Genomic DNA, 17,239 nt, shown 5'->3' with positions numbered 1-17,239 from the left:
CCGGGCCGCTCCGGCATAATCGCCGGATGAGCGTTCTGCGGTTCGACAATGTCAGCAAACAGTACGCCGGTGGCCACGAGGCCCTGGTGGATGTCAGCTTCCAGGTGGAGGAGGGCGAGATGCTGTTCGTCACCGGCCATTCCGGGGCGGGCAAGAGCACCTTGCTCAAATTGATCCATCTCAGCGAGCGTCCGTCGCGCGGGGCGGTGCTGTTCGGCGAGCGCAACCTGCTGAAGGTGCGCGGGCGGCGCGTGCCGCTGCACCGGCGCGAGGTCGGAGTCGTCTACCAGGACCACCGCCTGCTGATGGACCGCAGCATCGCCGAGAACGTGGCGCTGCCGCTGATCCTGCGCGGCACGCGCCGCGCCGAGATCGGCAAGCGCGTGCGCTCGATACTGGAGCGGATGGGCCTGGGCCATCGCGAGAAGGCGCTGCCGTCGCAGCTGTCGGCCGGCGAGCAGCAACGCGTGGGCATCGCCCGGGCGATGGTCGCCGAGCCGCGCCTGCTGGTCGCCGACGAACCCACCGGCAACCTCGACCCGACCCTGGCCGCCGAGATCATGCAGCTGTTCGCCGAATTGCCGGCGCGCGGCACCAGCGTGCTGGTGGTCAGCCACGACCTGGCGCTGCTCAAGCAGATGCGCAAGCGCGTGCTGATCCTGGACCACGGCCGCCTGGCCGACGACATCTCTCCGCAGGACCTGGCCGAATGAGCGCACGCAATGCCGGCGGCGGCGCCGCGCCCTCGCGCCTGGGCGTGTGGTGGGACCACCACCTGCACAGCATCGTCTACAGCCTCGGCCGGGCCATGCGCAAGCCTTGGGCGACGCTGCTGACGATGGCGGTGATGGCGCTGGCCCTGGCGTTGCCGCTTGGGCTGTCGATCGCGCTGGACAACCTCAAGCAGTTCGCCGGCAGCGTGCAGCAGTCGCGCGACATCAATGTGTTCCTGAAGACCGGCGTCGATGCCGCCGCGGCCAATACGCTGGCGACGACCCTGCGCGGCCGCGCCGACGTCGCCGCGGTGGCGCTGCGTACGCCCGAGCAGGGCATGGCCGAGCTGCGCGACAGCGCCGGGCTGGGCGATGCGCTGGACGCGCTCGACGACAACCCGCTGCCGACCCTGCTGATCGTCACCCCGGCCGCGGCCGACGACGCGCCGCTGGCGGCGGCGCTGAGCGCGCTGCCGCAGGCCGATCTGGTCCAGCACGACGCGCTGTGGCGCAAGCGCCTGGACGGCTGGCTGCGCTTCGGCGAGCGCCTGGTGCAGGTGCTGTCGGTGCTGCTCGGCGCCGGTGCGGCGCTGGTGGTCGGCAACACCGTGCGCCTGGACATCCAGTCGCGGCGCGAGGAAATCGGCGTGCTGCAGTTGCTCGGCGCCAGCGACGGTTTCATCCGCCGCCCGTTCCTGTACCTGGGCGCCTGGTACGGCTTCGGCGCCGGGGTGCTGGCGCTGGGCCTGATCGCCGCGTCCGGGCTGGCGCTGGGGCCGCCGCTGGCGGAACTGGCCGACAGCTACGGCAGCCATTTCGCGCTGCACGGGCTGGACGCCTTGCATTCGGGGCTCGTGTTGCTCGGCACCCTGCTGCTGGGCTGGCTCGGCGCCTGGCTGGTGACCGGCCACTTCCTGCGCCAGACGCGTTCCACCCATACCTGAGGCGCGCATGTCCCGGCACGAGCTCAAGCACCTGATCAGCGATGCCCCGCGGGTGATGGTCGTGGACGGCTCCAAGCTGGTGCGCAAGCTGATCGCCGATGTGCTGCACCGCGAACTGCCGGACGTGGTAGTGGTCGGCTGCGCCAGCATCGCCGAGGCGCGCGCGGCGCTGGAGGCCGGCCCGGTGAACCTGGTCACCACCTCGCTGGCGCTGCCCGACGGCGACGGCCTGGCCCTGGCGCGCAGCGTGCGCGAGGCGGCCGGGCAGTCCTACGTGCCGGTGATCGTGGTCTCCGGCGATGCGCAGCAGCACCTGGTCGAACGCCGCTTCACCGAATACGTCACCGACTATTTCGACAAGGCGCTGGGCCACGAGGCGCTGGCGACCTTCATCCGCGGCTACGTGCAACCGCAGCCGGTGGTCGGCGCCACCATCCTCTATGTCGAGGATAGCCGGGTGGTGGCCGAGGCGACCAAGCGCATGCTCGAGCGCCAGGAACTGCACGTGGTGCACGTGCTGACCGCCGAGGACGCGTTCGCGCTGCTCACCGCCGAATCGCTGGGCCGCACCACCCGCCGCATCGACCTGGTGCTGACCGACGTGACCCTGAAGGGCGAACTGAACGGCCGCGACTTGGTGCAGCGCATCCGCATCGACTTCGCCTACGGCAAGCGGCGCATGCCGGTGCTGGTGATGACCGGCGACAGCAACCCGCACAACCAGTCCGAGCTGCTGCGCGCCGGCGCCAACGACCTGGTGCAAAAGCCGATCGAGGAGCGCCTGCTGGTCACCAAGGTGCTGTTCCAGCTGCGCCTGGCCAAGCTCAGCGACAATGCCGTGACCTTCTGACCGACACATCCACCGACCCTGCATGAGTAGCGAAGACGACACCCGGATCCAGCTGGAACCCTCGTGGAAGGCGCAGATCGGCGACTGGCTGCTGCGCCCGGAAATGCGCGAACTGGCCGCGTTCCTGCGCCAGCGCAAGGCGGCCGGCGCACGCGTGTTTCCGCCCGGGCGGCAGATCTTCGCCGCATTCGACGCGACCCCGTTCGATCGGGTCGAAGTGGTGATCCTTGGCCAGGATCCGTACCACGGCTACGGCCAGGCGCACGGGCTGTGCTTCTCGGTGCTGCCCGGGGTGCCGGTGCCGCCGTCGCTGCTGAACATCTACAAGGAGATCGAGGACGACCTGGGCATCCGCCGTCCCGATCACGGCTGCCTGCTGCCGTGGGCGCAGCGCGGCGTGCTGCTGCTCAACGCGGTGCTGACGGTCGAGGAAGGCCGTGCCGGCGCGCACCAGGGCAAGGGCTGGGAGGGCTTCACCGACCATGTGGTGGACACCCTGAACCGCGAGCGCGAAGGCCTGGTGTTCCTGCTGTGGGGCAGCTATGCCCAGGCCAAGGGCAAGGTCATCGACACCCGCCGCCACCGCGTGCTGAAGGCGCCGCATCCCTCGCCGCTGTCGGCGCACCGCGGCTTCCTGGGCTGCAAGCACTTCTCCGCGGCCAACGACTACCTGCGTCGCCGCGGCGCCACGCCGATCGACTGGAGCCTGCCGCCGCGCGCTGCGCTGGACGCGGCGGGCGGCGGCTGAACCGTGGTTCGACGGCGGTACCCGAGGTGCGCCGCGTGTACGCAAATTTCGCAGGCGCGGTGCTAATTTTGGCGCTCGTAACCGGTTACGCCTGCCCTTCCCAGTGTTCCACAGGCTTCTTTCACAGCCCGTTCCCTGAGTCCAATGTTGCATGAATAGAACGCAGGAACTTTTTACTGTACCCAGCAGTCCAGTTAGTTGACTGCTAAGATGAGCCCTATGAGCCAGACCATCCCTGCCACCGCGCTGGTGGCCAACAATCTTCCGATCCCCAGTCCGCTCGGTTCGCTGGATGCCTATATCGGCGCCGTGCACCAGATCCCGGTGCTGACCTCCGAAGAGGAGCGTGCGCTGGCAGTGCGTTACCGTGACCAGGAAGACCTGGATGCGGCCCGCGAACTAGTTCATTCGCATCTGCGCTTCGTGGTCCACGTGGCCCGCGGCTACAACGGCTACGGCCTGCCGCTGGGCGACCTGATCCAGGAAGGCAACATCGGCCTGATGAAGGCGGTCAAGCGCTTCGACCCGGAAATGGGCGTGCGCCTGGTCAGCTTCGCGGTGCACTGGATCCGTGCCGAAATGCACGAGTACATCCTGAAGAACTGGCGCATCGTCAAGGTCGCCACGACCAAGGCGCAGCGCAAGCTGTTCTTCAACCTGCGCAAGTCCAAGACCCGCCTGGGCTGGATGAACGCGGCGGAAGTGACCGCGGTCGCCAAGGACCTCAACGTGTCCGAGCGCGAGGTGTTGGAGATGGAGTCGCGCCTGTCCGGTCGCGACATCGGTTTTGACGCGCCGTCCGACGACGACGACGATCACGCGCCGCCGTCGCCGGCCGCCTACCTGATGGCCGCCGAGGAAGATCCCTCGCAGGCCTACGAGCGCGCCGACAGCGAGGACAACCAGCTGCAGCTGCTGCGCGAAGGCCTGGCCGAACTGGATGCGCGTTCGCGTGACATCATCAAGCGCCGCTGGCTGGATGCCGACAGCAAGATCACGCTGCAGGAGCTGGCCGACGAGTACGGCGTGTCCGCCGAGCGCATCCGCCAGATCGAAGCCAACGCGCTGAAGAAGATGAAGGCGTTGTTCGTGGCGTGAGGGGTGCGACCATGTGCGTGTGATCGATCAGCGAAGCAAAAAGGCCCGGGTTTTCCGGGCCTTTTTCGCTGGGCCGATGCTTGCGCAGATTTGCGGATGCGGACGCGCGCAACCGCCACGTGTGGTGCGGTCAGCTGCCGGGTTCACTGCTCCGGCGGCCGCGCCACCGGCAGGTGCCAGCCGTAGCGGATCGCCATGAAGCGCAGGCCCAAGCACAGCGTGGCGCCGATCGCGACTCCCCACGGCTGCGGCAAGTGCAGCGCATGCGCCGCGGCGACCACGCCGCCGCCGAGCAAGGCCGCCATCGCGTACAGCTCGGCCTGCAGCACCATCGGCGTGCGCGCCACCAGCAGGTCGCGCACGATGCCGCCGCCGATGCCACTGAGCATGCCGAGCAGGTCGAGCAGGAACAGGAAGGTCGCCAAGACGGCATTGCAACGTGGCAAAGGGCGGCTGGATCGCAGCCCTGCCGCAGGGTGTCACGCGGCCGCCGGCGGCTCCGGTGCGGCCGGCGCAGGTTCGGCCGCGCGCGCGTCGTCGCCAAGGATGATGCGCGCCGCGCGCTGGTAGCTCCAGTACGCCCAGGCCCAGTTGAGCAGCACCACCAGGCGGTTGCGGAAGCCGATGAGGAAGAACACGTGCGCGGCCAGCCAGAACCACCAGGCCAGCAGGCCGGACAGCTGCAGACGGCCCAGGTGCACGATCGCGGCCATGCGCCCGATGGTGGCCAGGTTGCCGTAGTCGGCATAGCGGAACGGTGCGTCGCCGGGTTCGCCGCGCAGCCGCTTCGCCAGGTTTCCGGCGACGTGCCGGCCCATCTGCTTGGCCGCCGGCGCCACCCCGGGTACCGGCTTGCCGTCGGCCTGCTGCAGCGCGGCCAGGTCGCCGGCGACGAACACCTCCGGATGCCCGGGGATGCTCAGATCCGGCTGCACCTGCACCCGGCCGCTGCGGTCCAGCGGCACGTCCAGGGTTCGCCCCAGCGGCGAGGCGGCCACGCCGGCGGCCCAGACCACGGTGCGTGCGGGCACGAAGGTGCTGCCAAGGCGGTAGCCGCTGGCGTCGATGTCGGCCACCGGCACACCGGTCAGCACGTCCACGCCGAGTTTTTCCAGTTGTTTCTGCGCCTTGGCCGACAGCCGCTCCGGGAACGAGGCGAGCACGCGCGGGCCGGCTTCGATCAGCCGCACCTTGGCCTGCGCGGGATCGATGCGGCGGAATTCGTGCTTGAGCGTATGCCGTGCGATCTCGGCCAGGGTGCCGGCCAGTTCCACCCCGGTCGGGCCGCCGCCGACGATGGCGAAGCTGAGCCAGGCCGCGCGCGCGGCGGGGTCGCTCTCGGCTTCGGCGCGTTCGAACGCCAGCAACAGGTGGCGGCGCAGGTGCAGCGCGTCGTCCAGGGTCTTCAGGCCGGGCGCGTGCCTGGCCCACTCGTCGTGGCCGAAGTAGGCATGGGTGGCGCCGGTGGCGACCAGCAGGTAGTCGTAGTCCAGCGTCTCGCCGCCGGCCAGGTGCACCTGCCGCGCTTGCTTGTCCAGGCGCAGCACTTCGCCCAGGCGCACTGCCACGTTGTCCTGCTTGCGCAGGATCTGCCGCAGCGGCGCGGCGATGTCCGGCGACGACAGGCCGGCGGTGGCGACCTGGTACAGCAGCGGCTGGAACAGGTGGTGGTTGCGGCGGTCGATCAGGGTGATGCGCAGCGGCGCCTTGGCCAGCGCGCGCGTGGCCCACAACCCGGCGAAACCACCGCCGACCACGATCAGGTGCGGCACGGACGAGTCAGCCATGCGGGACTCCAGAGGGACGCGAAGACGAGGCGCAAGCGGCTGTCGCGACGCTGGCGCCGGCCGCGGACGCCGCCCCCACGCGGTGCAGCGCAGCGCCGTGATGCACGCGGCGGTCGCGGCGCCGTGCAGGAACTGGGGGCTGGAACGGCATGGCCCTATAGTAGCGCGATGGCAGGCGCAGGCAGGGATGCGGAGGGCGCATGGGAATACGAGCGGCAGCGACGGATCGGCCTCTTGTTTCGCCCGCCGCGGCGACGCCGTTGCGCTTGGGCGGCCTGCGGTTGGCGTTGGCGCTGGGCAAGCCGGTGATCGCCACCTCGGCCTGCGGCATGGGCGCGGATGCTGGCGCGTGGCGCTGCGTGGAAGCAGGCGATGCGGTCGCGTTGCGCGCTCAGCTGCTGGAAGCGCTGGCCGCGCCGCGCTGAGAACGCGTCCGGCTCAGTACAGATCCTGCGGGTCCACATCCAGCGACCAGCGCACCCGCCGCGCCTGCGGCAGCGCATAGATCGCCGGCACCGCCCCGTCCAGCACCGCATGCAGCGCGCGCCGCGTTGGCGCCGACAGCAGCAACTGGGTGCGCTGGAAACCGGCGCGGCGCGGCATCGGCGCCGGCATCGGCCCGAAGCGTTGCACGTCGGCCTGCTCCGGCAGCAGCGCGCGCACCGCGCTGAGGAAGGCATTGGCGTGTTCGACCTGCTTGGCCTCGGCGCGCAGCAGCGCCAGGTACGCGAACGGCGGGAAGCCGGCCGCTTTGCGCTGCGCCAGTTCGGCCTCGGCGAAGGCGTGGTAGCCGCCGTGCACCAGGGTCTCCAGCAGCGCATGGCCGGGATGGTGGGTCTGCAGCCACACCTCGCCCGGGCGCACGGCGCGGCCGGCGCGGCCGGCGACCTGGATCAGCTGCTGCGCCAGTTTCTCGCTGGCGCGGAAATCGGCCGAGAACAGGCCTTCGTCGATGCCGACCACCACCACCCGGGTCAGCTGCGGCAGGTCGTGGCCCTTGGCCAGGATCTGCGTGCCGACCAGGATTCCCGGTGCGCTGCCGAGCGTGGCCAGCTGCGTCTCCAGCGCGTCGCGGCGCTGGGTGGTGCCGCGATCGATGCGCAGCACGGGGACGTCGGGGAAGGCTTGCAGCAGGCGTTCTTCCAGGCGCTCGGTGCCGATGCCCTGCGGTTGCAGCGCCAGGCTGCCGCAGTCCGGGCAGGCCAGCGGCGCCGGCTGGCGCGCGCCGCAGTGGTGGCATTGCAGGCGCCGGCCGCCGGCATGCACGGTCATCGGCGTGGCGTGCAGCGGGGTGCTGCAGCGCTGGCACGGTGCGGTCCAGCCGCAGTCGTGGCACAGCAGCACCGGCGCGTAGCCGCGGCGGTTCTTGAACACCAGCACCTGGCCGCCGTCGGCCAGCGCGCTGCCGATCCCGGCCAGCACCTCCGGCGACAGGCCGTCCTGCAGCGGGCGCTTGCGCACGTCGAGCACGCGCACCGTCGGCGGCCGTGCCGCGCCGGCGCGGCGGGTCAGGCGCAGGTGCGCGTAGCGGCCGCTGGCGGCGTTGTGCAGGCTTTCCAGCGACGGCGTGGCGCTGCCCAGCAGCACCGGCACGTCCAGCGCCTTGCCGCGCACCAGGGCGAAGTCGCGGGCGTGGTAGCGGATGCCGTCCTGCTGCTTGTAGCTGCCGTCGTGTTCCTCGTCGATCACGATCAGCCCGGCCTGCGGCAGCGGCACGAACACCGCCGAGCGGGTGCCGACCACCACCCGCGCCTCGCCGCGCCAGGCCGCGGCCCAGACCCGCGCGCGCTCGTTGTCGGTGAGTCCGGAATGCAGCGCGTGCACCGGCACGCCCAGGCGCGCGCGGAACCGCGCCAGGGTCTGCGGGGTCAGGCCGATCTCCGGCACCAGCACCAGCGCCTGGCGGCCGCGCGCCAGGCAGGCGGCGATGGCCTGCAGGTAGACCTCGGTCTTGCCGCTGCCGGTGACCCCGTCGAGCAGGAACGGGGCGAAGCCCGGCGCGGCGACGACGGCGTCGATCGCGGCCTGCTGCTCGTCGTTCGGGCTGGGGCCGGGCTGCGGCTGCGGCGCCGCGCTGCTGGCCGGCACCGCGATGCGTTCGGCGAAGTCGCGCTTGGCCAGGCTGCGCGCGGCGCTGCGCCAGTCGTCCATGGCCTGGTCGAGCCGGTCTTCGTCCATCGGGCCGTCCGCCAGCAGGGCGGCGAAACGGTGCGGGCGGGTGCCGGCGCGGGCGCGGTGGCTGGCGCCGGCCTCGGTCAGGCGCCAGGCCCAGGCGTGGGTGCCAGGCAGCGCCTCGCCGCGGCGCAGTGCCACCGGCAGCGCGGTCGCCAGCACTTCGCCCAGCGGCGCGTGGCTGTAGCGGGCCAGCCAGTGCAGCGAGTCGGCCAGCTCGCCATGCAGCAGCGGCACCGGGTCCAGCCAAGCCAGCGCCGCGCGCAGGCCCTCGCTGTCGGCGACCTGGCCGAGCGCGGCGACCACCCCGCTCAGCTCGCGGTTGCCGAACGGCACCCGCAGGCGGCGGCCGATGTCGCCGGCGCCGGCGGCGTCGCCGGGCGGCGGCAGGTAGTCGAACAGCTGCGGCAGCGGCAGCGGCAGGGCGACGCGGAGGGTGGCGGCAGGGGACGGCATCGGTCCTAGTTTAGCGGCCGGGGGACGGGGTCCAGTGCTCCCTCGGCGGGGTCGGCGAGGAGCGCCAGTTGCGGGCGATAGCTGTTCGAAAAGTGATAAACAAGTCGTAAATAGCTGCCCCGCTTGGAGAATCGATTTTATCCACACCCGCTGTGGATAAAGCTGTGCATGAAAGGGATGCTCCACGCCGTGAAGACGGATTCACAAGCCTCTGCCACACGTTGGACAAAAAAGCGCCACTCCAATAAATGCATTGAATAACAGTTACTTAGCCGTGAAACATGGCTGCAACATGATTTTGCGGGGGCTTGACAGGAGGCGTTGGACGTCCCTGGTGCGGCTTGTGCACAACCCGCCGCCGCGATCTGCCCGGCTGGCGCCTGAAGCAGCCGATCGGCGCGCCGTTGTCAAGCGCGCGGCGCGGCGGCGGCCTCGCTATCATCGCGCCGATGATGGAGTTCCGATGACCGCCGCGCCCCACTCCGACGGCGTGGTCGCACCCCCCGCCCTGGCCGCCTTCCTGCGCGGCATTGAACGCCGTGCCGCGGTGCTGGCCGAGTTGCAGAGCGGCAGCGTCGAGCGCGGCGCGCCGGCGCTGGCCGCGGCGATGCGCGCGTTCCGCAGCCATGCCGCGACCCTGCCGATGGCCGACTGGCCGCTGCACTTCTGGAAACTGCTCGCGGCTGTCCCGTCGCTGCGCCAGATCGTGACCGCCGCCCGCAGCGGCTGGCCCCTGCCGCTGGCGCACCTGGGCAAGCTGACCGCCGCCGATCGCCTGGCGCTGCTGCTGCGGATCGTGGCCGGGTTGGACGAGCCGACCGCGGCGCAGGTGTTGAATCAGTCCACCCAGGACTACCAGCAGGCGCTGGCGCGGGCCTGCCCGCGCGATGTCGGCGGGCAGCCGGATGCCGCTGGCTGGCGCGCGCTGGCCGACGCCGCGCAGCAGCATCTGCGCGAGCTGCCGCCGGAGCGGCTGCAGGCGCTAGCGCAGTTGCGCGATGCGGCCATCGCCGCTGCGCCGCCCACGCCCGCAACGGCGGCGGTGGCGGCGCCAGTGCGGCCGCGCCGGCGTAGCGGCGGGCGCGGCCTGACCCGGGCGCGCCTGGCGGCGGCGGTGAGCGTGGTCGTGGTCGTGGTCCTGCTCGGCACCTGGTGGTGGGGGCGCATGCCGTCGCGGCCCGCCGCGGCGGGCGCCGGTTCGGGCCTGGCACTGGGCGCTACCGGGCCGGTGCAGGTGGAGGAACTGCCGGCCGGGTCGGAGACGCCCAGCGCGCCACCGCTGCCGGCCGCTGCGCCGGCAGCGCTGCCGGAGCCGGCGGTCTACGACCTGGATTTCTTCGCGTGGTATGCGGCGGGTGCGCCGCCGGCCCGGATCGAGCGCACTGCGCCGAGCGCGGAGGAGGCCGCCGAAGCCGCCGCCGCGCAACCGGCCAGTGGTGGTGCCACCGCGCCGGCACAGGCCGCCGCGACCGACCCGCCGCCGGCGCTGACCCCGGCGCAGTTGCGCGAGCGCCAGGCCGCCTGGGAGGCGCTGGGCGCCACGGTGCAGGCGCGCCTGCGCCAGGTGGCCAGCGCCTTCGCCGGCTTGCCGGTGGAGCAGCAGCACACCCTGCGCGCGCAATTCGCCGCGCTGGATGCGCTGGAACGCCACGGTTGGTTGCTGGGACCGGAACTGGGCAGCGAGTACTGGGCGCTGCAGCCGCTGTTCGGCTACGTGCCCGACGCGCAGCGTGCGGCGCTGCTGGGCCTGCTGCGCACGCTGCCGGCCGAACAACGTGAGCACCTGGCGCTGTTGGCGCAGCGCACCTCGCCGCAGGAGCGCGCGACGCTGCGCCGCGAGTTGCTGGCGCAGGGCGCGGACACGCGCGCGGCCTGGCTGCGCCAGCGCGCCGCACGCTGAGCGCAGCGTCTCCGAGTCCCGAGTCCCGAGTCCCGAGTCCAACAGCCTGCGCCGAGCAGCCGCGCAGGGTAAAATAGCGCCCCTTCGCCACCCGGCGCCGGCGCTTTCCTGCGCGGCCGCAGTCGGCGGGATCGCCAGAGTCTTGCAATGTCTTCGTCCTCCACCCCGGCCTCGGTCCGGGGCCGCGAACTGCGCAGTACCGCGCAACTCGCTCTGCCGCTGGTCCTGGGGCATATCTCCGCCGGCCTGATCAGCTTTGTCGACAACGTGATCGCCGGCCACCATGGCACCCGCACGCTGGCCTCGGTGACGGTCGGCACCGCGCTGTTGTGGTTGCCGATGATGATTCCGATCGGCACCCTGATCGCGTTGACCGCGTCGGTGTCGCAGCTCGATGGCGGCAAGTGCCACGCGCAGATCGGGCCGATGTTCCGCCAGGCGCTGTGGTTGTCGCTGGGCCTGGGCGTGCTGATGTTCGCGTTCCTGAGCGTGATGCCGATGGCGTTGCCGCAACTGGGCATCGCTGCGGAGATCGTGCCCGGCGCGCGCGATTTCCTGCATGCGATCCGCTGGGGCGTACCGGCGATGGTGCTGTACTTCTGCATGCGCTATCTCAGCGAGGGCATGCACTGGACGCTGCCGACCATGCTGCTCGGCTTCGGCGGGCTGCTGGTGCTGGCGCCGCTGGGTTACGTGCTGACCTTCGGCCTGTTCGGGCTGCGCGCGCGCGGCGCCGGCGGGCTGGGCATCGCCTCGGCGATCATGATGTGGCTGCAGGCGCTGTGTTTCGCCATCTACCTGGCGCGTTCCAGGCGCTTCGCGCCGTTGCGCCTGTTCGCGAGCTTCGAGGCGCCGGACCTGCGCGCGATCGGCGGGTTGCTGAAGACCGGGCTGCCGATCGGCATCACCATCCTGATGGAGGGCGGGCTGTTCATCGTCACCGCGCTGCTGATCGCGCGGCTGGGCGAAGTGCCGGCGGCCGCACACCAGATCGCGATCAACGTGGCGCAGCTGTGCTTCATGGTGCCGATGGGCGTGGCCGAGGCGACCACGGTGCGGGTCGGGCGCGCCGCCGGTGGCGGCGATGCGGTCGGCGTGCGCGGCGCGGCCTGGGCTGGCTATAGCATCGTGCTCGGTACCCAGGCGTTGTCGGCCCTGGTGCTGCTGTTCGGCCACGACGCCATCGTCGGCGTCTATACCCGCGACATCGCGGTGGCCGGGTTGGCGTCCACGCTGCTGCTGTACGCGGCTGCGTTCCAGTTCCCCGACGGGGTGCAGGTGCTGTCGGCCGGCGCGCTGCGCGGGCTCAACGACACCCGCGTGCCGATGCTGCTCGCGCTGTGTTCCTACTGGGGCCTGGGCATGCCGCTGGGCGCCGGGCTCGGCCTGTGGTTGGGCTGGGGACCGCAGGGCATGTGGATCGGGCTGATCCTGGGCCTGAGCGCGGCCGCAGTGATGATGGCCGCGCGCTTCCGGCTCAGCAGCGGGCGCCTGCCTGCCGCTGCGGCGTCCTGACCCCTGACTTCAGGCGCATGTGCGGCGCCGGCACAGCCGGTATGCTGCACGCGCGCAAGACCTTCCTTCCGGAGTTTTTCCATGAACCAACCCGTGCGTCGCAGCCCCATCGCCAGCTTCTTCGTTGGCCTATGGGATGTGATGAACTTCACTCGCCGGCTGATCCTGAACCTGGTGTTCTTCGGCTTCCTGCTGCTGCTCCTGTTGGCGATCGTGTTTGCGATGGCGCGTGGCGACGGCGCCAAGGCGCTGCGCGACCGCACCACGCTGTTGATCGCGCCGGAAGGCACCCTGGTCGAGCAGTTCAGCGCCGATCCGGTCAGCCGCGCGCTGACCAAAGCCATGGGCGACAAGGGCGCCGAGGAGATCCAGCTGCGCGATCTGATCCGCGCGCTGGAAGCGGCCAAGACCGATCCGAAGATCGAGCGCGTGGCGCTGCGCCTGGACAAGCTGCAGCCCAGCGGTTTCGCCTCGATGCGCGAAGTGTCCGCGGCGCTGCAGGACCTGCGCGCTTCCGGCAAGCAGGTCGTGGCCTACAGCGACAGCCTGAGCCAGGCGCAGTACCTGCTGGCCGCGCAGGCCAACGAGGTCTACCTGGACCCGATGGGCTCGGTGGTGCTGGAAGGCCTGGGCCGTTACCGCCAGTACTTCCGCGAAGGCCTGCAGGACAAGCTCGGCGTGGACGTGCACCTGTTCAAGGTCGGCGAGTTCAAGTCCGCCGCGGAGCCGTACGTGCTCGACGCGGCTTCGCCGGCGTCCAAGGAAGCCGATCTGTTCTGGATGAACGATGTGTGGCAGCGCTACGTGGCCGACATCGCCAAGGCGCGCAAGCTGGCGCCCGCGCAGATTTCCGCCGGCATCGACACGATGCCCGAAGGCATCGCCGCAGCCGGCGGCGACATGGCCAAGTTCGCGCTGCAGCAGAAGCTGGTGGACGGCCTGAAGACCCGCGAGGAGGTCGAGGAACTGCTGACCAAGCGCGGCGTCGCCGACGACGATGCCGATACGGGCTTCCGCAACGTCAACCTGGATGCCTATCTGCAGCAGCTGGATCTGCGCCATTCGCCGGTGGATTCGCGCCCGCAGGTGGCAGTGGTGGTCGCCGCGGGCGAGATCAGCGGCGGCGAGCAGCCGGCCGGGCGCATCGGCGGCGAGTCGACCGCGGCGCTGCTGCGCGACGCGCGCGACGACGAGGCGGTCAAGGCGGTGGTGCTGCGCGTGGATTCGCCGGGCGGGGAAGTGTTCGCCTCCGAGCAGATCCGCCGCGAGGTGGTGGCGCTGAAGGCGGCCGGCAAGCCGGTGGTGGTGTCGATGGGCGACCTGGCCGCGTCCGGCGGCTACTGGATCAGCATGAACGCCGACCGCATCTATGCCGACCCGTCGACGATCACCGGCTCGATCGGCATCTTCGGCATGATCCCCAACCTGACCCGCAGCCTGGACAAGATCGGCGTGCATACCGACGGCGTCGGCACCACCCGTTTCGCCGGGGCGTTCGACGTCACCCGGCCCATGGATCCGGTGGTCGGGCAGGTGATCCAGTCGGTGATCAACAAGGGCTACGCCGACTTCACCGGCAAGGTCGCGCAGGCGCGCAACAAGCCGGTCGAGGCGATCGACCAGGTCGCGCGCGGCCGCGTGTGGAGCGGTGCGCAGGCCAAGGAACGCGGCCTGGTGGACGCGTTCGGCGGCTTCAAGGACGCGGTGGCCGATGCCGCCGCGCGGGCCAAGCTGGGCGCGCGCGACAAGTACCGCGTGCGCTACATCGAGAAGCCGGCTACGCCGTTCGCGCAGTTCGTCAACGGGTTCGCCGGCAGCCGCATGGGCGCGTGGATGCTGGGCGATTCGGCGCTGGCGCACGCCGTGCTGGCGCGCAGCATGCCGGAGCTGGATACCCAGCTGCGCTTCGTGCAGGACGCCACCGACAAGCGCGACGGGACCCCGGTCAAGGCGCTGGCCTACTGCTTCTGCGGCTTCTGATGCAGGCGTGAGGCGCGCTCGCCATCCGGCGGGCGCGCTGCAGGCAACGCACAACGCCGGCCGATGCCGGCGTTTTTATTTTCCGGTGGCGGCGTCGATCGCGGCGTTGTGCGCGGCCGCGGCCTGCTCGGTGCCGAGTTGCGCCTGCCTGGCGCGGTCCAGCGGTTGCGCGATCGCCGCGCGCAGCGCGTCGGCCTGCGGTTCGGGCGCTGTGTCTGGCGGTTTCGGCGGCGTGGGCTTGCACGCGGCGAGTGCGGCCAGCAGTGAGAATGCCAACGTCAGCAAGCGCAATGAACGGTGCATAGGGGCGACCTCGTTGAGCGTGGGGGTTATCCTACGCCCACCCCGGCGCAGACAGGCAGGACGATGCAGCAACGTTGGCGGCTGGACGGACAGACCGCATTGATCACCGGCGCCAGCGCCGGCATCGGCCTGGCGATCGCGCGCGAGTTGCTCGGCTTCGGCGCCGAGCTGATGCTGGTGGCGCGCGACATCGATGCGCTGGAAGCAGCGCGCGACGAACTGGCCGATGCCTATCCCGAGCGCCGCATCCTGGCGCTGGCCGCGGATGTGGCTGACGACGAGGACCGGCGCGAGATCCTGGACTGGGTCGAGGACCACGCCGACGGCCTGCACGTGCTGATCAACAACGCCGGCGGCAACGTCAGCAAGGCCGCGGTGGACTACACCGAAGACGAGTGGCGCGGCATCTTCGAGACCAACCTGTTTTCGGCGTTCGAGCTATCGCGCTATGCGCATCCGTTGCTGGCGCAGCACGCGTCCGCGGCGATCGTCAACGTCGGCAGCGTGTCCGGAGTGACTCACGTGCGCAGCGGCGCGCCGTACGGCATGACCAAGGCCGCGCTGCACCAGCTGACTCGCAACCTGGCCGCCGAATGGGCCGAGGACGGGATCCGGGTCAATGCGGTGGCGCCGTGGTACATCCGCACCCGCCGCACGTCCGGGCCGCTGTCGGATCCGGACTACTACGAGCAGGTGATCGAGCGCACGCCGATGCGCCGGATCGGCGAGCCGGAGGAAGTGGCGGCCGCGGTCGGTTTCCTGTGCCTGCCTGCGGCCAGCTACATCACCGGCGAATGCATCGCGGTGGACGGCGGGTTTTTGCGTTACGGGTTCTAGGGCGCCGCTAGACTGCGAGTGCCGGCCAAGCCCTGTAGGAGCAACTGTCTTCTCATCCGATCACCTCACGCCATGGTGTGCGATCTCGTGCCATGGCGTTGAGTCGGATAAGCAGTACGCGCATGCATGCGGTGATGGCGACCTTGGCGGGCTTGCCGCGTGCCCGTAACTGTTGATAACGCTCCTTGAAGGAGGCTTGGGTGCGCACAACGCTCCAACAGGCCATGTACAGCACTCGTCGGATCGTGGCACGCCCGCCGCGGATGCGGCGTTTGCCGCAGTGCTGCCCGCTGTCCACGTTGTAGGGAGCCAGGCCGACCAGGGCCGCGATCTGGCGACGATCCAGCGTCCCCAGTTCGGGCAGATAGGCCATCAGGCTGGCGGTGGTGACCTCGCCGATGCCCGGGACCGTGCCCAGGGCGTGCGCCAGCGCATCGTCGAGCTGGCACCGCACCTGCTTGATCGCCTGGTTCATCCGCTGGATACGGCGGCGCAAGTCGCCGATCTGCTCGATCAGGCATGCGCGCACCATGGCCAGGGTCGCCTGATGCAACCGACGGCGCTCGTCGTCACGTTGCTGGACCAGTTGCTCGCGGCGCTGGACCAGCATGCGCAGTTGCTCACGCAAGGGATCGGGAACCGGCGCGGGCGCTTGCACCAGTTGAGCCATGCGCGCCAGCAAGGCCGCATCCAGCGGATCGGTCTTGGCGGTTGTGCCCAAGGCCGTGGCGAAAGCGCGTGCCCGGCGCGGATTGATCCGGGTCACCGGGATCCCTGCCGTGGCCAGTGCCGTCATCACCGCCCGTTCGTAGCCGCCGGTGGCCTCCAGCAGCGCGTTGCCGACGCAGTGCCCGGCAAGGTGGTCGCACAGGCGCTGGTGGCCCTGGGCGGTATTGGGAAAGGACAGCAACTGGTCCAGGGGAAGCACGTGGACGGCCAAGGTGTCCTTGGCCACATCGATACCGATCCAAAGAGGCATAAGCGTTAGGTAGACTAAGGGACAGGAGAGAGCCACCTCGTCGCTGCCCACGCTTGTGAAGTTCGAGCGAACGCTCGTTCAACTGTTCGGGCCAGGCAACGAGGTCGATGTGCGGCCGCCCTGGCTCCTACACGTGCTGGAACACTGCGGCCTGTCGGCGTGCCGCACATCGCTCTCCACTCAAACTGTAAAGCAACCTCCAGACACAAGCGGCTTCAGCCGCGACGCTTTGCTGACAATGCCTGTCGCAGCTGAAGCCGCTCCTACAGGGGCATGGTCGGATACAGGGCCAGTGTCGGATCGAACATCCGCGGGAGCATGCGCCTAATCCGGCGCGCCGCAGCTGCTCGCCTGCAGCAATTGCTGGCGACGCAGGAATTCCTGCCGCAGCGGCTCGGCGTCTTCGGGCGTGGCGAAGCGCCAGTGCGTTTCGGCTTCGGCCACATAGGTTTTCCAGGCGTCGCAGGCGCCGGCTTCGGGCAGCGCCTCGCAGCGGTCGCGGAGCACTTCGCAGGCGCTGCCGCCGGTCCTGTCGAGGCTGCCGTCCAGGGCCATGGTGCGCAAGGGAACGCAGCGCGGCGCGGGCTCGGCGACTTCGCCGATGTAGCGTTGCCGCGCATAGGTGGTGCAGGCGTACAGCGGCGGTGGCGGCAGGCGCGGCGCAGCGTTCGCCGGCGGTGTCGGCGCTGTCGGCGGATCGGGCGGCGCGGCGACGCGCACCGCTGCGGGTACGGGGACCTGCGCGGCGGGTGCAACTGGCGCGGTAGCCGGTCCCTGTGCGGGCGCCCGGCCGACGCCCTGCATGATCTTCTTCTGCTGGCGCATGCCCTTGGGGCACGGCTGGTTCTGCACGGTCAGGTTGTCGTGCGCATCGGTGCAGCGATAGAACACCACCTGTTCCGCATGCGCGGCGCCGGCGCCGGCCAGCAGCGCCGCGAGACAGAGCGCGCTGCGCAT

15 protein-coding genes and 1 pseudogene are annotated in these 17,239 nt (G+C 70.6%); 10 read left to right on the top strand and 6 right to left on the bottom strand.

Translation table 11 applies throughout. The features are described from left to right. Positions 1 to 26: 26 nt before the first annotated feature. The 5 genes from ftsE (at position 27) to rpoH (ending at position 4,353) form a co-directional block, all read left to right on the top strand. A complete protein-coding gene (ftsE, locus tag ISN38_RS07810) occupies positions 27 to 713 on the top strand; it encodes a cell division ATP-binding protein FtsE (RefSeq protein ID WP_003480767.1) in 687 nt (228 codons plus the stop codon). Next, the gene (ftsX, locus tag ISN38_RS07805; RefSeq protein ID WP_206712142.1) at positions 710 to 1,657 is read left to right on the top strand and encodes a permease-like cell division protein FtsX; all 948 of its coding nucleotides are present in this window, start codon (positions 710 to 712) and stop codon (positions 1,655 to 1,657) included. The genes ftsE and ftsX overlap by 4 nt, the downstream gene beginning before the upstream one ends. A 7-nt stretch (positions 1,658 to 1,664) precedes the next feature. Further along, complete coding sequence (locus tag ISN38_RS07800) at positions 1,665 to 2,507, top strand: response regulator (RefSeq protein ID WP_003469112.1); 843 nt, start codon at positions 1,665 to 1,667, stop codon at positions 2,505 to 2,507. A 22-nt stretch (positions 2,508 to 2,529) separates the two neighbouring features. Next, the gene (ung, locus tag ISN38_RS07795) at positions 2,530 to 3,255 is read left to right on the top strand and encodes a uracil-DNA glycosylase (protein WP_003480772.1); all 726 of its coding nucleotides are present in this window, start codon (positions 2,530 to 2,532) and stop codon (positions 3,253 to 3,255) included. 219 nt (positions 3,256 to 3,474) lie between these two features. Beyond that, positions 3,475 to 4,353, top strand: a complete 879-nt coding sequence (gene rpoH / locus ISN38_RS07790; RefSeq protein WP_003469114.1) for an RNA polymerase sigma factor RpoH — start codon at positions 3,475 to 3,477, stop codon at positions 4,351 to 4,353. A gap of 143 nt (positions 4,354 to 4,496) precedes the next feature. On the opposite strand, the pseudogene ISN38_RS07785 reads toward rpoH, so the two are convergent. Further along, positions 4,497 to 4,751: pseudogene (locus ISN38_RS07785) on the bottom strand (trimeric intracellular cation channel family protein); the annotation flags it as partial. A gap of 81 nt (positions 4,752 to 4,832) precedes the next feature. Then, entirely contained in the window at positions 4,833 to 6,140 is a 1,308-nt protein-coding gene (locus ISN38_RS07780) for an NAD(P)/FAD-dependent oxidoreductase (protein ID WP_047324492.1), read from the bottom strand. A 260-nt stretch (positions 6,141 to 6,400) separates the two neighbouring features. Between ISN38_RS07780 and ISN38_RS07775 the strand changes: the two genes are divergently transcribed. Continuing rightward, positions 6,401 to 6,565: a hypothetical protein gene (locus ISN38_RS07775; protein WP_003469117.1), complete on the top strand. Its 165-nt coding sequence runs from the start codon at positions 6,401 to 6,403 to the stop codon at positions 6,563 to 6,565. A 13-nt stretch (positions 6,566 to 6,578) separates the two neighbouring features. Here ISN38_RS07775 and ISN38_RS07770 read toward each other — a convergent pair whose 3' ends face one another. Next, entirely contained in the window at positions 6,579 to 8,768 is a 2,190-nt protein-coding gene (locus ISN38_RS07770; protein ID WP_058195605.1) for a primosomal protein N', read from the bottom strand. A 463-nt stretch (positions 8,769 to 9,231) separates the two neighbouring features. Between ISN38_RS07770 and ISN38_RS20220 the strand changes: the two genes are divergently transcribed. From ISN38_RS20220 to sppA, 3 genes are all read left to right on the top strand, one after another. Further along, on the top strand, positions 9,232 to 10,668 hold the full coding sequence (locus ISN38_RS20220; RefSeq protein ID WP_058363103.1) for a hypothetical protein: 1,437 nt from the start codon (positions 9,232 to 9,234) through the stop codon (positions 10,666 to 10,668). 147 nt (positions 10,669 to 10,815) lie between these two features. Beyond that, the gene (locus tag ISN38_RS07760) at positions 10,816 to 12,183 is read left to right on the top strand and encodes an MATE family efflux transporter (RefSeq protein WP_058362751.1); all 1,368 of its coding nucleotides are present in this window, start codon (positions 10,816 to 10,818) and stop codon (positions 12,181 to 12,183) included. A gap of 81 nt (positions 12,184 to 12,264) precedes the next feature. Continuing rightward, a complete protein-coding gene (gene sppA, locus ISN38_RS07755) occupies positions 12,265 to 14,163 on the top strand; it encodes a signal peptide peptidase SppA (protein ID WP_003470416.1) in 1,899 nt (632 codons plus the stop codon). Between the two features lie 75 nt (positions 14,164 to 14,238). Here sppA and ISN38_RS07750 read toward each other — a convergent pair whose 3' ends face one another. Next, complete coding sequence (locus tag ISN38_RS07750; protein ID WP_003470414.1) at positions 14,239 to 14,466, bottom strand: hypothetical protein; 228 nt, start codon at positions 14,464 to 14,466, stop codon at positions 14,239 to 14,241. 63 nt (positions 14,467 to 14,529) lie between these two features. On the opposite strand from ISN38_RS07750, the gene ISN38_RS07745 reads away from it, so the two are divergent. Then, positions 14,530 to 15,303 carry an SDR family oxidoreductase gene (locus tag ISN38_RS07745; protein WP_003470413.1) on the top strand — a complete coding sequence of 258 codons (774 nt, stop codon included), beginning with the start codon at positions 14,530 to 14,532 and terminating at the stop codon, positions 15,301 to 15,303. A 52-nt stretch (positions 15,304 to 15,355) separates the two neighbouring features. Here the strand turns inward: ISN38_RS07745 and ISN38_RS07740 are convergent, their stop codons facing one another. Both ISN38_RS07740 and ISN38_RS07735 read right to left on the bottom strand, forming a co-directional pair. Further along, positions 15,356 to 16,333 carry an IS110 family RNA-guided transposase gene (locus tag ISN38_RS07740; protein ID WP_206711904.1) on the bottom strand — a complete coding sequence of 326 codons (978 nt, stop codon included), beginning with the start codon at positions 16,331 to 16,333 and terminating at the stop codon, positions 15,356 to 15,358. 273 nt (positions 16,334 to 16,606) lie between these two features. After that, complete coding sequence (locus ISN38_RS07735) at positions 16,607 to 17,239, bottom strand: DUF4124 domain-containing protein (RefSeq protein WP_206712141.1); 633 nt, start codon at positions 17,237 to 17,239, stop codon at positions 16,607 to 16,609.

The organism is Xanthomonas translucens pv. undulosa, assembly GCF_017301775.1.
Lineage (GTDB): Bacteria > Pseudomonadota > Gammaproteobacteria > Xanthomonadales > Xanthomonadaceae > Xanthomonas_A > Xanthomonas_A translucens.
Note: the sequence above shows the minus strand (reverse complement) of the source record. Positions and strands in the feature narration are given on the sequence as shown.